The organism is Paenibacillus sp. FSL W8-0186 (assembly GCF_037969765.1).
Classification (GTDB): Bacteria; Bacillota; Bacilli; order Paenibacillales; family Paenibacillaceae; genus Fontibacillus; species Fontibacillus woosongensis.
In genome coordinates, this window is record NZ_CP150207.1 from 2,546,072 (window position 1) to 2,559,978 (window position 13,907).

The 13,907-nt window shown below is 52.6% G+C and carries 14 protein-coding genes; 9 read left to right on the plus strand and 5 right to left on the minus strand.

Annotated features, from left to right (window positions below; genetic code table 11):
- Window positions 1–418 precede the first annotated feature (418 nt).
- Window positions 419–715: a HesB/YadR/YfhF family protein gene (locus MKX50_RS11475; protein ID WP_155611061.1), complete on the plus strand. Its 297-nt coding sequence runs from the start codon at window positions 419–421 to the stop codon at window positions 713–715.
- Window positions 716–880: 165 nt separating this feature from the next.
- On the opposite strand, the gene MKX50_RS11480 is transcribed toward MKX50_RS11475, so the two are convergent.
- Window positions 881–1,399, minus strand: coding sequence for an ADP-heptose synthase (locus MKX50_RS11480; protein ID WP_339159683.1), 519 nt, complete (start codon window positions 1,397–1,399; stop codon window positions 881–883).
- 146 nt (window positions 1,400–1,545) lie between these two features.
- On the opposite strand from MKX50_RS11480, the gene MKX50_RS11485 reads away from it, so the two are divergent.
- A complete protein-coding gene (locus MKX50_RS11485; protein ID WP_339159684.1) occupies window positions 1,546–2,511 on the plus strand; it encodes an aminoglycoside phosphotransferase family protein in 966 nt (321 codons plus the stop codon).
- Window positions 2,512–2,583: 72 nt separating this feature from the next.
- Window positions 2,584–4,332 carry an ABC transporter ATP-binding protein gene (locus MKX50_RS11490; protein ID WP_339159687.1) on the plus strand — a complete coding sequence of 583 codons (1,749 nt, stop codon included), beginning with the start codon at window positions 2,584–2,586 and terminating at the stop codon, window positions 4,330–4,332.
- A 142-nt stretch (window positions 4,333–4,474) separates the two neighbouring features.
- Here MKX50_RS11490 and MKX50_RS11495 read toward each other — a convergent pair whose 3' ends face one another.
- From MKX50_RS11495 to MKX50_RS11505, 3 genes are all read right to left on the minus strand, one after another.
- Window positions 4,475–4,927 carry a DUF441 domain-containing protein gene (locus MKX50_RS11495; RefSeq protein WP_155611065.1) on the minus strand — a complete coding sequence of 151 codons (453 nt, stop codon included), beginning with the start codon at window positions 4,925–4,927 and terminating at the stop codon, window positions 4,475–4,477.
- A gap of 2 nt (window positions 4,928–4,929) precedes the next feature.
- A complete protein-coding gene (locus MKX50_RS11500; RefSeq protein WP_213588538.1) occupies window positions 4,930–5,916 on the minus strand; it encodes a YpdA family putative bacillithiol disulfide reductase in 987 nt (328 codons plus the stop codon).
- A gap of 92 nt (window positions 5,917–6,008) precedes the next feature.
- Complete coding sequence (locus tag MKX50_RS11505; protein ID WP_213588537.1) at window positions 6,009–6,800, minus strand: alpha/beta hydrolase family protein; 792 nt, start codon at window positions 6,798–6,800, stop codon at window positions 6,009–6,011.
- A gap of 156 nt (window positions 6,801–6,956) precedes the next feature.
- Here MKX50_RS11505 and MKX50_RS11510 point away from each other — a divergent pair, with 156 nt between their 5' ends.
- A complete protein-coding gene (locus MKX50_RS11510) occupies window positions 6,957–8,177 on the plus strand; it encodes an MFS transporter (RefSeq protein WP_339159689.1) in 1,221 nt (406 codons plus the stop codon).
- A gap of 95 nt (window positions 8,178–8,272) precedes the next feature.
- A complete protein-coding gene (locus MKX50_RS11515) occupies window positions 8,273–8,410 on the plus strand; it encodes a hypothetical protein (RefSeq protein WP_213588536.1) in 138 nt (45 codons plus the stop codon).
- Window positions 8,411–8,474: 64 nt separating this feature from the next.
- Here MKX50_RS11515 and MKX50_RS11520 read toward each other — a convergent pair whose 3' ends face one another.
- Window positions 8,475–8,714, minus strand: coding sequence for a hypothetical protein (locus MKX50_RS11520; protein ID WP_155611069.1), 240 nt, complete (start codon window positions 8,712–8,714; stop codon window positions 8,475–8,477).
- Window positions 8,715–9,182: 468 nt separating this feature from the next.
- Here MKX50_RS11520 and MKX50_RS11525 point away from each other — a divergent pair, with 468 nt between their 5' ends.
- The 4 genes from MKX50_RS11525 to hrpB all read left to right on the plus strand — a co-directional run bounded on the left by MKX50_RS11525 (window position 9,183) and on the right by hrpB (window position 13,857).
- On the plus strand, window positions 9,183–10,019 hold the full coding sequence (locus MKX50_RS11525) for a hypothetical protein (RefSeq protein WP_339159693.1): 837 nt from the start codon (window positions 9,183–9,185) through the stop codon (window positions 10,017–10,019).
- 21 nt (window positions 10,020–10,040) lie between these two features.
- Window positions 10,041–10,235, plus strand: coding sequence for a hypothetical protein (locus tag MKX50_RS11530; protein ID WP_339159694.1), 195 nt, complete (start codon window positions 10,041–10,043; stop codon window positions 10,233–10,235).
- 149 nt (window positions 10,236–10,384) lie between these two features.
- The gene (locus tag MKX50_RS11535; protein WP_213588533.1) at window positions 10,385–11,191 is read left to right on the plus strand and encodes an SDR family NAD(P)-dependent oxidoreductase; all 807 of its coding nucleotides are present in this window, start codon (window positions 10,385–10,387) and stop codon (window positions 11,189–11,191) included.
- Between the two features lie 152 nt (window positions 11,192–11,343).
- Window positions 11,344–13,857 (plus strand): ATP-dependent helicase HrpB, encoded by a 2,514-nt coding sequence (gene hrpB / locus MKX50_RS11540; RefSeq protein WP_339159697.1) that lies wholly within the window; start codon window positions 11,344–11,346, stop codon window positions 13,855–13,857.
- The last annotated feature ends 50 nt before the right edge of the window (window positions 13,858–13,907 follow it).

The following is a 13,907-nucleotide window of genomic DNA, read 5'->3' on the forward strand; positions in this document are numbered from 1 at the left end:
AGGCAGCCCCTACAGGCGACTCTATTGGAAACCGCAAAAAAGGCATATCGTCCGTAAACGATATGCCTTGAAGACCAATAACATATAACGCGTACGCTGCTATCACAAAGTGAAGCAACCGCAGCTGTATAGCATTGCCTATACCCGTTAGAAGACGACGGGGACAGTTCGCGAATATAATCCAGTCCAGCCTGCAGGGATTGCTCCGGTATTCAGTTGTAACTTGTGTCCGTTATCAAGTGCAGGAAAATGATTAACAATTAACACCGTGCTCACCCTTTCATAGTTTGGTAATTAATGCAAATGAGATCTCGTATGCTGTTGAGTTTAACACCGCTTTCTTGCCGCTGTCAATTTTTATTTTGGCAATTCCATCAGGATTGGTCTAAAATAAGGAGAAGATAGGAGGGGGATCGATATGATCAACGTTACAAAAGAAGCGGCCGGCTGGTTCAAAAACGAACTTGGCGTACAAGAGGGTCAGGCGATCCGCTTTTTTGCGAGATATAGTGCCGGAGGAACCATTCACCCGGGATTTGCGCTGGGCATCGGCATTGAAACCCCGGTCTCGCCAGGTGCTGTCTCTGAGGTAGAAGGGATTACGTTCTACATGGAAGACAAGGATTTGTGGTATTTGAAGGGATACAATTTGAACGTAACATATGACCAGAAGCATCATGATATCGAGTATGAGTACGAAACGGCCGAGGCATAAGATTAGCGGATTAGGATAGGCCCGCAAATTTCCTTGGCGAGGACTCTAAAAGGACAAGAATAAGCCCTGAAGCGTGAGATAACGGCTTTTAGGGCGCGAGGTGAAAGAGGATCAGCTGCTGGTTCGGACAAGAAAAGGCCCGTCTAACGGGCCTTCGCTTTGTTATTACGGCTGATTATTTGTGAAAATGCTGTCTTCCATAGCGAATTCGAAGTCCTGGATATCGAATACCTGAACGGGAACCTCCGCTTCGATGATGCGGCGGATCAGTTCCAGCTGATCCGTCAGGACTGGGGCGCTTTCGCGCTGTGCAGTCAGCACGATTTCGGTCTCGATCGGATCGAGGAATTCCCCGTATTGCTCGTTATCAAGCGCATTGACCACCGTCCATGAGACGTTCTCGCCGAACAGGATGGAAGGGCTCTTGGCCCAGGGAATATTCAAGGCTCGTTCCAGCTTTTTGCGGTTGAGCGGTTCTTCCAGGTAAGCTATTAACTCATTGATTTTATTCTTAACATGCAAGTTATCGGCTGGATCATGCATGAGAGGTTCGGGACTATTCTGAAATTCGTAAAGCTCCATGACGGTGGTGTAAGGTACAATATATTCTACTGGCGCGCCGGGCGCGAGTAACTCCCCATAAATGGCCACCATCACGGCTTCAATGACAAATCGACGTGACATGGTTATCCTCCTACAAACGGTTGCTGCTCTTGTCGACTGCCGCAAGCGATCGCTCGTGGCAGGGACATATTACTAGGGAGTATATCACAACATGGATACAAATACAGCTTGATCGGCAAAAAATGAATGACGAATGGAGGAAGGTTATGCCTGAATCACAGAAACTGCAGCGGAACGAAGGCTTATCTGAAAGCGTCCTTGCCTGGATTAGGGGGCAATGCGGGGGAAGCTGGAACATTCGTGATGTCCGGCCCCTGCTAGGGGGAATCTCGTCTGCCGTATACGAGCTGATACTGGAGAAGGGCGGGGAGAGCGCCAGATGGGTGCTGCGCCAATATACGGACCGGGTATGGCTTGAAGAAGAACCGGATCTCGTGGCGCATGAGTCAGCGGCGCTTCAAGCCGCGTCAGAGTATGGGATTATGTCCCCCAAATGGATCGCTTCTGATGATGATGGAAGCGGCGGCGGCATGCCTTCCGTCCTCATGTCGCGTTTGCCGGGCGAGGTCGTTCTTATGCCGGCGGACCGGGTAGATTGGCTTCGCGGGCTCGCCCAGGCGCTGGCCCAATTGCATCTTCAGGGAACGAAGACATTTCCTTGGACTTATTTTTCATATATCGATCCAACCCGCTTCAGCATTCCCGAATGGACGGGCAAACCTGACGTTTGGCGGGAAATCGCCCGAATCATTCAGGGGCCGGAGCCAGCGTATACGCCCCGGTTCATTCATCGCGATTATCATCCCGGCAACGTGCTGTGGAAGCATGGGCGGGTGTCCGGCATCGTCGATTGGGTTAACGCCTGCCTGGGTCCGTCAGGAATCGACGTGGGGCATTGCCGGGTGAACTTGGCTCAGCTTCATGGTTCTGAGGCGGCCGACCGGTTCCTTGCTGCCTATCTGGAATGCATGCAGGGCGGGCAGGCAGCGGAATACGATCCATACTGGGATATGGTGACCTTGGCGTGTTACGTTTCAGATGGCCTAGAGGTATACCGCGGATGGATTGATCTTGGTATCACGCACCTGGACGAGGATGTTCTGGCCGAACGACTGGATAAATACGCGGAAGGTCTGCTGCAGGGGCATTCGGCCAGCTTCACGGCTCGTTAATTGCGTAATATGGAATTACGGATATTACAGAATTCGTTTTAGCAGAACAGCATAGAGGGATGTGCGCATCAGTTGAAACATTGGAAAGCTTATTTTACTTTTGTTAAACCATATACGAAATGGATACTGCTCACCTTATTCATCGGCGTGCTGAAGTTCGGCATTCCGTCGATGCTGCCGCTGGTGCAGAAATATGTCGTTGACGATATTTTGCTGAATAAATCGATGGGGCTTCAGGAGCAGGTCTCCCAGTTGATGATCGTGCTTGGGGCAACGCTGTTTCTCTTTGTCATCGTGCGCGGGCCGGTGGAGTATGCCCGGCAGTATTTCGCGCAAATGATCACGGCAAAAATTCTTTTCGACCTTCGCAATAGGCTGTACAGCCATTTGCAAAAACTTTCGCTCCGTTATTATCAGAACACGAAGGTGGGCGAGATCATCTCCCGCTTCATCAACGACGCGGAGCAAACCAAAAATATCGTTGAAGTCGGCATGATGAATGTGTGGCTGGACGCCTTCACGCTCGTCTTTGTCCTTGGGTTCATGTTCTATTTGGATCCGGTGCTGACCCTTGTATCTATCGCGATTTTTCCGCTGTACGCGATCGCGGTCAAGGTACTGTACAAGCAGCTCAAAAAACTGACCAAAGACCGTTCTGCAGCTCTCGCTGGCATCCAGGCGTATTTGCATGAGCGGATCCAAGGGATTTCGGTCATTCGCAGCTTTGCTCTGGAAAGGCATGATCAGGCCAAGCTGGAAGGCGTCAACGGGAATTATTTGAAGAAAGCGCTGGCTCACAGCCGCTGGAATGCCTGGACCTTTGCGATTATCAACACGATGACGGATATTGCTCCGCTGCTGGTCATCGGTTATGGAGGTTATCTGGTGATTCAGGAGAATTTGACGCTGGGTACATTTATCGCGTTTTTCGGTTATCTTGATCGTCTTTATTCGCCATTGAAACGGCTGATTAACTCCTCGACTGTGCTGACCCAGGCATCCGCATCCTGGGAACGGGTGCTGGAATTGCTCGAGGAGCCGTACGATATGGTTGATCAGCCGGATGCTCTCCCTCTCAAGGGAGGGAATCATGGCATAGCGCTCCGCAATGTCTGGTTCAAATATCATGAACGGGACCCTTGGGTGCTTAGGGATATATCCCTTCAGATTCATCCGGGAGAGACGGTAGCATTCGTTGGGATGAGCGGGGGAGGAAAATCGTCTCTTGTCGGGTTGATTCCAAGATTTTACGATATTCAGAAGGGAAGTTTGCTGGTAGGCGGCCGGGATGTGAAGGCGTGGACGATGGAGAGCCTGCGCAGCTCGATCGGCATGGTGCTGCAGGATAATTTTCTGTTTAGCGGCACCGTTCGCGAGAACATACTGTTTGGTAAACCGGGCAGCAGTGAAGAGGAGGTTTATGAGGCGGCCAGGGCGGCGAATGCGCATGAATTTATTATGGATTTGCCGAATGGCTATGACACGGAAGTCGGGGAGCGCGGCGTGAAGCTGTCCGGCGGGCAGAAGCAGCGTATTGCTATCGCGCGGGTATTCTTGAAGGATCCGCCGATTTTAATACTGGATGAAGCCACCTCGGCCCTGGACTTGGAGTCAGAGCATCTCATCCAGCAGTCGCTTCAGCAGCTCTCCAGAAGCCGGACGACCTTAATCGTTGCCCATCGCTTGTCCACGATCACTCATGCGGATCAAATTATCGTCATGAAGAACGGCAGTATCGCCGAACGGGGTACGCACGAAGAGCTGATGGACAAGGACGGGGTTTATGCCCAGCTCTACAGTATTCAGAATTTGAATCCCTAGCATGGCTGGATAGGACTTATTGTCTGTTATTGAAATTGGTTTAAAATCATTGGCTAAGGCATCATGCCAAAAAGCGCCCGTGAAGCATAAAGGCTTCACGGGCGCTTTTGCGCTTAGGAATAGTCTCGAACTTCTTGAGCTTCTACAGCTTGCCGATAAAAAGCGACAAAATGCCAGCCGCGATCAGCGGGCCGACTGGAACCCCGCGGAAGAAGGCTACACCAAGCACCGTACCGATGAGCAAGCCTGCAACGACAGTCGGCTGGCTGCCCATTAGCGCGGCTCCCCGTCCGCCTAGCCAGGCGACAAGCATGCCTACGGCAATGGCAAGCAGGGATTTCCAATGGAAAAAGGAAGACCATATGACGGACAAGGGGATTTTGCCGCTCGCGACAGGGGTCATGACGCCGATCGTCAGAATGATGATGCCCACCGTCAAACCGTATTTCTCCAGCCAAGGGAAGGTGGAATGCAGCTGCAGTACCCGGATCAGCAGCAGGAAAATCATCGCAACTGTAATCGGCAAATTGCTGCTGAAAATACCTAGCGCGGCTAGAAATAGCAGAATAAGCGAGGTGACATCGACTTGGCTCATGGTCAAGCCTCTCCCGATCTGCTGGCTACGATGTGCTCGGCGATCAGCACGCCATGTTTGCGGCCGGTTTCGATGAATACCTCATTGGCGTTGCTTCCAGAGGCGATAACACCGGCAACATACAGTCCGGGCACGTTGCTCTCCATCGTTTCCGGGTCGAAGACCGGCTTATCCGCTTCGCCTGACATCTTGACGCCCGCCTGGAACAGCAGCTTCCGGTCCGGGTGAAATCCGGTAAGGGCCAGCACGAAATCGTTCAAAATTTTCTCCCGGCCAAGCTCGGATTCGATAATGACATGATCTTGGGCAATATCGATAACCCGGGAAGATAGCCTTAGATCGATCTTTCCGCGGTTGACCATGCTTTCAAAGATCGGCCTTACCCATGGCTTGATCTGCTCCGAGATGCTGTCCCGGCGGTACACGATCGTTACCTGTGCTCCGACGCGAATCAATTCAAGCGCGGCATCGACTGCGGAGTTGCTGCCACCGATGATCGCAACTTTCGTGCCCGTGTACGGATGCGCCTCCCGGAAATAGTGGGACACCTTATCCATCTCTTCGCCCGGGATGCCGAGCATGTTCGGATGATCGAAATAACCCGTGGATATAATGACGTTGCGGGCTTGGTATTCCCACTTTTCGCCGCTACGCGTGACCGAATGGACGGTAAAGCTGCCGTCTTCGTGACGGTGGATCGCCGTGGCTTCCTCGTAGGAAGCGATATGCAGATTATAGTGGCGGCTGACTCCGCGGTAATAGGCCAAAGCTTCATGGCGGAAGGGCTTATCGTTAGGCGTGCTGAAGGGAATATCCCCGATTTCCAGCAGTTCCGGCGTGCTAAAAAACTGCATATGCGTCGGATAAGAATAAATGGAATGAACAAGAGAATGCTTCTCCAGTACGAGAACGTGAAGCCCCCGCCGCTGGCATTCTATGGCCGCCGAGAGTCCGCAAGGACCAGCACCGATGATAATAACGTCTTGCATGTGAGTCCTCCTAGTTCGTGAATGAAGTTTGCGTTGGCGCTAGCCGAAACAATACTATCCTACAGGAAATGCTCCTTAATATCCACCTGGAGTCAAGCCCTGTTTAGCGGCAGCCAGGCTAGAACGTCCTGAATGCGCGCATCCCAGTAGGCCCAATCATGATTTCCCGGACCCTCCTCGTAAGTCAAATCAAAGCCGGAATTCCTGCATGCATCCCTGAAGCGGATGTTCTGCTCGTACAGGAAATCTTCAGTGCCGCAGCACTGGTACAGCCGCGGGGCGGAAGCTGGGTCAACCGTCTTGAGCAGATATAATAAATCATTTTCGGTGTCTTTTGGGCCGGCAGGACCGAATATTTGCTCGTAAAGCGACTGATTGTTATTCTCGATCGGGCGTCTCACTTCATCGATCCGGTTGACCGACACGTCCAAGGCGCCAGACAGGCTGGCGGCTGCTGAGAATGTGTCCGGCTTCCTCAAGGCCAGCTTGAAAGCGCCATATCCGCCCATTGACAGGCCGGCGACGAAGGTATCCTCGCGGCGCTGCGACAGGGGAAAAAAGGAACGGCATATATAAGGAAGCTCTTCGCTGATGAAAGTCCAGTATCGTTTGCCGGCAGCCATGTCTGTATAGAAGCTGACATCGACTTGGGGCATGATGACTGCAAGTCCGAGCTCGGCAACATAACGTTCTATCGATGTCCGGCGCAGCCAGATCGAATCGTCATCCGACAGTCCATGCAGCAAATACAAAGCGGGAAAAGGACCGGATACTTCGCTGCCGCCCAATCCGATTTGCGCTTTGGCAGGCTGGGGTAAAATGACCGTCATGGAAGTGGAGAGGCCCAGTACCTCGGAGAAAAAACGGCATTGAATTAAAGCCATGGCATTAGCTCCTTTTACAATTGTTATCAGAGAAATTATAACATTACCTGGCGGAATTCAGGCGATCGAAATATGGGTAAAGTGGTACAATGGAGTTATTATGTTTACTGTACCAGGGAATTAGATAGTTCAAGATGCAGAAGCAGAGGTGGTTACATGGAAGTCCCCTGGAGAAGAAATTTGGTTGTGCTTTGGCTCGGTGTGTTTTTTTGCAGTATGGCTTATTCCATGGTTATCCCCTTCATGTCCTTATTTATTGCCCATGATTTAGGCATTACCGATCATTTGACGATTTGGTCCGGCTTTACGTTTGGCATTACATTTCTGGCAAGCGCGCTAATCGCTCCCTTCTGGGGATCGCTATCTGACAAATACGGCCGGAAGCCGATGCTGCTGCGGGCGGGTTTTGCCCTCTGTCTAGTCTATGTACTGAATGCCTTCGTCAGAAATCCGTTCGAACTGGTCATTGTTCGTATTCTAACCGGTTTGCTCTCTGGTTATGTTCCGTCGGCGATCGCGCTGATTGCGACCAATACTCCGGAGAAGAAGGTAGGATTCTGTCTCGGCATTATGTCAACAGCCGGAGCGGCAGGAGGGATTATCGGCCCGCTCGCGGGCGGCGCTCTAAGCAAATTCGTCGGCTACCGGGAGTCCTTCCTTGCGGCTGGAGCCATCGTGCTTATTCCCACCTTGATCGCCTGGCTATTCGTCCGGGAATACAATTTTGACAAGAACAAAGTCCGCTCCCGTGTTATTGACGACTTGCGCTCTGCTGCCGAGAATCGTCCATTAATGCGGCATTTGACCGTCGTGCTCATCGTTACGGCCTCTGTGATGGTTCTTGAGCCGCTTCTATCGCTCTATGTGCTGCATTTGGGCTCTTCCGCTGCAGATGCTTCCTTCAGCTCGGGTATCATATTCTCGGCGGTGGGGATTTCTACCGTGCTCGCCGCTCCGGTATGGGCCAAAATTGGTGAACGGATCGGCTATCGGAATACGCTGATCATCGGCTTGGTTGGCGGAGGTCTCGGCAATATTTTACAAGTGTTCTTTCACGATATTTTCGGGTTTGGCACGCTGCGTTTCATCTATGGGTTGTTTTTCGCCGCCGTATTTCCCGCCCTCAATGCGCTGATCGTCCAAACGACGGAACCCGAATTCCGCGGCAGGGCGTTCAGTCTCAATCAATCTGCAGGGCAGCTTGGCAATATGATGGGGCCGATTGCTGGCGGGACGTTGGCGGGTTGGATAGCGATTCCCACTGTGTTCGTGATGAATGGGATGCTGCTTGTCGCGACAGCAGTAGCGCTGAAGTTGAATCTAGGGTCGAAGAACAGCCGCCCTGCTGATACAAATTCATCCGTGGGCCATTATTAATTTGAGTTTAACCAGTTCCAATTGGGTTAAATAACCATTAAGGGTGGGTAAATATTTCCAAGATGCCGTATTACCTGAATAAAGGGGAGGAGGATATGGCGATCGACCGATTTATTCTGAAAAAGCTGCAAAGCTGTACCTATCAGCCAATGAGGCAAAATTTGATTCGTTTGTTCCTGATCCGCATAGAGAAAGCTTGGCATGAAGAAGAGGCCCAGAAGCCGGCGTGGTAACCGCCGCTGCTTCGGGCCTCTTCTTCTATTCAACAAAAATCATAATTTGCTGTTGACGAAAATATTAATAGAGAGACAGCGCCAAGGAGTCATATTCGCTCTTGCTGTGCAATATGGCTTCCGAGCCTTCGATTTCAATACTGATCAGGGAGTTCAGGCATTTCTTCAACGCCCGTTTACCATGATTGAATTTGTTCTCCAGCGCGCTGGTCAGCAGCTTGAGGGTCCGCTGAATCGGCTGTTTGCTATCAACGTTGAAATATACTGGGATCTGATTATTCTGAAAGCTAATAAGTATTTTCATGTGAATCACCTCTTAATACAGTGGTTTCATAGTACATATTGTAAAGCAGAAAACTTAAAAACAGATTAAGAAAACATTATAATTCAATTAATCTTTGATGAGGAATATCGAAAAATGGAATGGCTGTTTTCTTTTTTTTCTATTTTAACTACGAAAAAGCGGCCGATAAAGTTTCAAAATAACGAAAAAGTTAAGCTGATTTTCCTATTTTTATGGGTATATTGCAATAGATTTCCAAATTATTCCGAGCATAAATGGTATAAATAGTGTTATGATAGGAATGAAGTTATTACAAAACTGTAAGGAGTGTTTCAAATTTTGGAAAAAAGGGTTAAATATATTGGCTAAAATTTTAGGTATGATCAAACCCTGATAACATTCCTAGGTTAGTAGTACTGATTTCAATCGAGTTAGATAGAGAAAATAGGATTAACGAGTCATACCTGATATTGTTGAGGAGGTGGGCAGATGTTAATTGCGGATGCGTCCCAGAGTGAAATCGTAACACTGGAATCCAAAGAACTGATCTATTTAACCGATCTGCTCGGAGCAGACCGTCTGCTGGGGAAGGAAGGTCCATTTCGCGGCTTTTTGCTCAAGGAGATGGATGAGAATTGGGAGCATGTCCGGGAATCCTTAATTCAGAAAGGTTATTTAACGCCTCGGGGGAGCAAGGATTTGCTGACCGTCCCGATGCATGTTATGTCAAGGCTGGTGGCGGCGTCCCTGGCTGATAAAGCTTGTTGGGTGAAATATCGTGCAGGAACCGAGACGTACGAACAATTTCTACATATTGCGGACGAATGCGTAGTCAAGGTGGAAAGATCAAAGGACAATCCGGCACTGCATCAGCTGGATGAAATTAGCGAGGTCAGAAACGTATGCGGGAGCTTGGCCGGCAAAATGATGTGGAATGCGCATTGCCCGGGAGAGCTGCCTGCGCTTATGCTGTCCAGGCGGCAGTTTGCGGAGGTTATCCGGCAGCTCGATGATTTGGATATGGAGGATGTCATGGTAGAGCTGCTGAAGATCACGGATGATCAAGAGGGGGCCATTTCACTGGCTAATTGCCTGAAGACTCATGTGGCGAAAGGGGACATTCGTTTCTTTGCGTGGAATGGCGATCAGTGGGAATCGCAGCATGCGCAGTTTATCAACAACCATTCGATCAATTGGCTGTTCCGTTCTAGCACAAAGGCGGATGAAGATTGGCTTATTGCTACCCCGACGCAGAAGGGCCAATTCCAGGAGATGCTTCTGCACTGGTTCAGGGAGCCCTGTGAGCAGATTCAAGGAAGTCAGTAGCCGACGTGAGGGAGGGAATTTGTGAGCAGGATAGATGATGAAATCATGGAACTCAGGGAGAGGGTCGATCGTCTGGAGGAGAAGGTCAGGCAAAATGAAGAAGCGCCTGCTCGAGGCAGTTATGTGCGGTGGTTTGTTACCGGCTTTCTCGTTGTGATCGGACTGATGGCAGCGTGGCTCGTTTCCCTCGCCGTTATTCAATTTTTAACGTGGTAAAAAATAAGTCGTTTTAAATCTATTTTGCTTATCCAGTGGTTAAATCACCCCCTGTTTTGGGTAATCTTGAAACAGACGGCAAGGCGGAGCATACAGCGTGGGCCTGCCTCGGCGAATGAACCCAAAATTCTGGTAGGAGTGTGACCTTTATGGCGGAGAAGCAGGGTAATCGACTTCGTTTTCAAGGAAAAACCGCGATTGTTACGGGGGCCGGCTCCGGAATCGGCAAGGCAACCGCTATCAAGCTGGCGAAGGAAGGCGCAAAAGTCGCGCTGTTTGATTTAATAGATGACCGTACGCGCAGCACCGAGCACCAGATTAATGAAATCTATCGGGGGGTGTCGCGTTCGTTTGACGTCGACGTGTCGGATCCGGTGCGAATGGAGCAGGCCGTTAAGGAAGCCGCGGATCATTTCGGACGCATTGATATTGTATTTGCTAATGCCGGCATTAACGGCACACTGGCTCCCGTAGAAGAAATGACGTTCGAGGATTGGCAGCGCACGCTGGGAATTAATTTAAACGGGACGTTTCTAACCGTAAAGCATGCTGTTCCGTATTTAAAAAAGCAGGGCGGCGGCAGCATTATCATCACAAGCTCAATCAACGGGAACGACCGCTTCTCTGGATTCGGCATGTCGGCTTACAGCACGACGAAGGCTGGCCAGGTCGCCTTTGCCAAAATGCTGGCTTTGGAGCTTGCGAAGTTCAAAATCCGCGTCAATGTCATTTGTCCCGGCGCGATTTCAACGAATATCGATTCTTCCTCAGAGGTCAGCGAAGAGCTGGAGGAGATTATCATTCCGGTGGAATACCCGGAAGGTTCGCAGCCGCTCGCGGACGGTCCGGGACAACCGGAGAATGTGGCGGATTTAGTGGCGTTTCTCGCCTCTGATGAATCCGTGCACATTACCGGCGCCCGGATCGTCATCGATGGGGCCGAATCCCTGCTGTAGTTTTAAATCCAAATAGGCACTGGCATTCAATGAACAAGGAAACCCCGGACCGATTCGCACACCGACTCGGTCCGGGGTTTTGTACTGCTGTAGGACAAATGACGCCTGTATGGTAAAATGCTAACAGCACTTTGTACATGAAGGAGAAGAGAATGACAAGGCTTCCTATTGATGAGGTTATTCTGGAGCTTCAGGCCTGTTTGCAGTCTACGGGGACGGCCATTTTGCTCGCGGAGCCGGGAGCAGGCAAGACGACGCGCACGCCGCTTGAACTGCTCCAGGAGCCCTGGCTGGAGGGTCAGGGCATCGTTATGCTGGAGCCGCGGCGGCTTGCCGCCCGTTCGGCGGCGATTTATATGGCCGCGCAGCTTGGCGAGTCCGTTGGCCAGACGGTCGGCTACCGCACGAGAACTGACAGCAAAACATCGGGCCGGACAAGGATTACGGTTGTAACGGAAGGCATTCTGACGCGGATGCTGCAGCATGACCCGGCCTTGATGGGGGTCGGGCTGATTATTTTTGATGAGTTCCACGAGCGGAATTTGCATGGCGACATCGGTCTCGCCTTAGCGCTGCAGAGCCGCGAGCTGCTTCGGGACGATTTGCGGCTCTTGATTATGTCGGCAACGCTAAATCCGGGGCCGTTGTCCGAGCTGTTAGGCGGCGCGTCCGTCATCCGCAGCCAGGGGCGGACGTACCCGGTGGAGACCAGGTACGCGGCAGGGCCATTAGGCCAAGCTCCTTTGGAGCAGGCAGTGGCGCGAGCGGTACGCAGCGCGCTTGAGCAGCACGACGGGAGCTTGCTGGTGTTTTTGCCCGGCGCACGGGAAATTCGCCGGGTGGAGCGGTCGCTGGCACCTGACGTGCCAGGCGATGTGCTCTTGGCGCCGCTATACGGCGCGCTGCCTGCGGAGCAGCAGCAGCGGGCGATAGCGGCAGCGCCGCCAGGCAAGCGCAAGGTGGTGCTTGCCACGTCGATCGCGGAGTCAAGCCTGACGATCGAGGGCGTGACGGTGGTCATAGACAGCGGCTTGCGGCGTACGGCGCTGTTCTCCCCGCGCACCGGCATGAGCCGGCTGGTCACCGTGCGGGCAGCCCGGGACTCCGCTGACCAGCGGCGGGGGCGGGCCGGGCGTACGGCGCCCGGCGTGTGTTACCGCCTCTGGAGCGAAGCGGAGGATCGGCTGCTGCCCGAGCGTACGGCGCCGGAGATGCTGGAGGCGGATCTCACGCCGCTCGCCCTGGAGCTGGCGGCCTGGGGGGCGGGCTCGCCGGAAGAGCTCGCCTGGCTTGATCCGCCGCCTGCGGCGCCTTACCGGCAGGCCGTGCGGCTGCTGCAGCAGCTCGGAGCGCTTGACGGCGAAGAGCGCATTACCGGGCATGGGCGCAGGATGGCCGAGCTTGGGCTGCATCCGCGTCTGGCCCATATGCTGCTGAAGGCGGCGGATTTGGGACTGGGCCGGCCGGCCTGCCGTCTGGCCGCGCTTCTGGAGGAGCGCGATTTGTTCAGAGGAGCGGCTGGTGCGGGTGAAGACAACGATATCCGCAGCCGGCTGGCTCTGCTGATGGGGAAGGAAAGATTGTCCCGGAGCACGGGAGTCCCGTTGCTTCAGGCGGACGAACGCGATCTTCAGCGAGTGGCAGCCGTTAGCGTCCAATATGAGCGGAGGCTTGGGATCAAGGAATTAGCGCAAGCGGGAGAAGAGCAATGGTTTGAGGCTTGCGGCCTGCTGGTGTCGTTTGCATATCCAGACCGGATCGCCAAACGCAGAGTTGATGGCAGATATTTGCTGCGCAGCGGCCGCGGCGCTGTTTTCGCCAGGAAGCAGCATCTTGGAGAATCTCCCTATCTAGCTATTGCAGAAGTTGACGATGAAGGGACAGAGGGGCGGATTTTATTGGCTGCTCCCCTGGAACGGGATGATTTGAAGCAGTATTACGGTGAGCATATCCAGGAAGAGAGACAGGCGGAATGGGATGAGGAAGCAGGGACCGTCCGCGTTCGTCTGCGGGAGACGCTAGGGGCGATTGTGCTTCGGGAACAGCCGGTTCAGCCTGTAGCCGAGGATTTTACGAAGGCGCTGCTGCATGCCGTATCAACGCTTGGCGTGGAGATTCTGCCTTGGAACGACAAGGCTCGGCAGCTGCAGGCCCGAATCGGATTTCTCCGCAAGCTGAGCGAGCGCTGGCCGGATTTCTCTGACGAAGCTTTGGCGGAATCTGCGGGAGTATGGCTCGCGCCTTACATCGTCCAATTTCGCAAACGATCGGACTTGCAGTCCCTGTCCCTGGCGGCGATTTTTGATAATGAGCTGGGGTGGGAGCTGAAGCAGGAATTGAATGCACAGGCGCCTACGCATTTGACAGTACCCAGCGGCTCCCGAGTTCAGATCCATTATGATCAAGGAGAGCCATATGCCGCAGTCCGTCTGCAGGAGCTATTCGGCATGATGGACACGCCTCGCATCGGCTATGGAAAGGTCCCGGTCATCATGCACCTGCTGTCACCAGCCAGGCGTCCTGTGCAGGTTACGGCCGATTTGCGGAGTTTTTGGGACTACGCTTATTTCGAGGTGAAGAAGGATTTGAAGGGCCGCTACCCGAAGCATTATTGGCCGGATGACCCGCTTCAGGCCACGGCGACGAATCGAGTGCGCCCGAAATGAACCATTTATTTACGGAATATATAACTGGAAGCTTGGAGCCATGGGCAGCC

Bases quoted from the DNA above. Each gene is read 5' to 3' on its own strand.
- MKX50_RS11480 (WP_339159683.1), bottom strand. From the start codon at position 1,399: ATGTCACGTCGATTTGTCATTGAAGCCGTGATGGTGGCCATTTATGGG.
- MKX50_RS11510 (WP_339159689.1), top strand. From the start codon at position 6,957: ATGGAAGTCCCCTGGAGAAGAAATTTGGTTGTGCTTTGGCTCGGTGTG.
- MKX50_RS11525 (WP_339159693.1), top strand. From the start codon at position 9,183: ATGTTAATTGCGGATGCGTCCCAGAGTGAAATCGTAACACTGGAATCC.
- MKX50_RS11495 (WP_155611065.1), bottom strand. From the start codon at position 4,927: ATGAGCCAAGTCGATGTCACCTCGCTTATTCTGCTATTTCTAGCCGCG.
- MKX50_RS11535 (WP_213588533.1), top strand. From the start codon at position 10,385: ATGGCGGAGAAGCAGGGTAATCGACTTCGTTTTCAAGGAAAAACCGCG.
- MKX50_RS11505 (WP_213588537.1), bottom strand. From the start codon at position 6,800: ATGGCTTTAATTCAATGCCGTTTTTTCTCCGAGGTACTGGGCCTCTCC.
- MKX50_RS11520 (WP_155611069.1), bottom strand. From the start codon at position 8,714: ATGAAAATACTTATTAGCTTTCAGAATAATCAGATCCCAGTATATTTC.
- MKX50_RS11500 (WP_213588538.1), bottom strand. From the start codon at position 5,916: ATGCAAGACGTTATTATCATCGGTGCTGGTCCTTGCGGACTCTCGGCG.
- MKX50_RS11515 (WP_213588536.1), top strand. From the start codon at position 8,273: ATGGCGATCGACCGATTTATTCTGAAAAAGCTGCAAAGCTGTACCTAT.
- hrpB (WP_339159697.1), top strand. From the start codon at position 11,344: ATGACAAGGCTTCCTATTGATGAGGTTATTCTGGAGCTTCAGGCCTGT.
- MKX50_RS11485 (WP_339159684.1), top strand. From the start codon at position 1,546: ATGCCTGAATCACAGAAACTGCAGCGGAACGAAGGCTTATCTGAAAGC.
- MKX50_RS11475 (WP_155611061.1), top strand. From the start codon at position 419: ATGATCAACGTTACAAAAGAAGCGGCCGGCTGGTTCAAAAACGAACTT.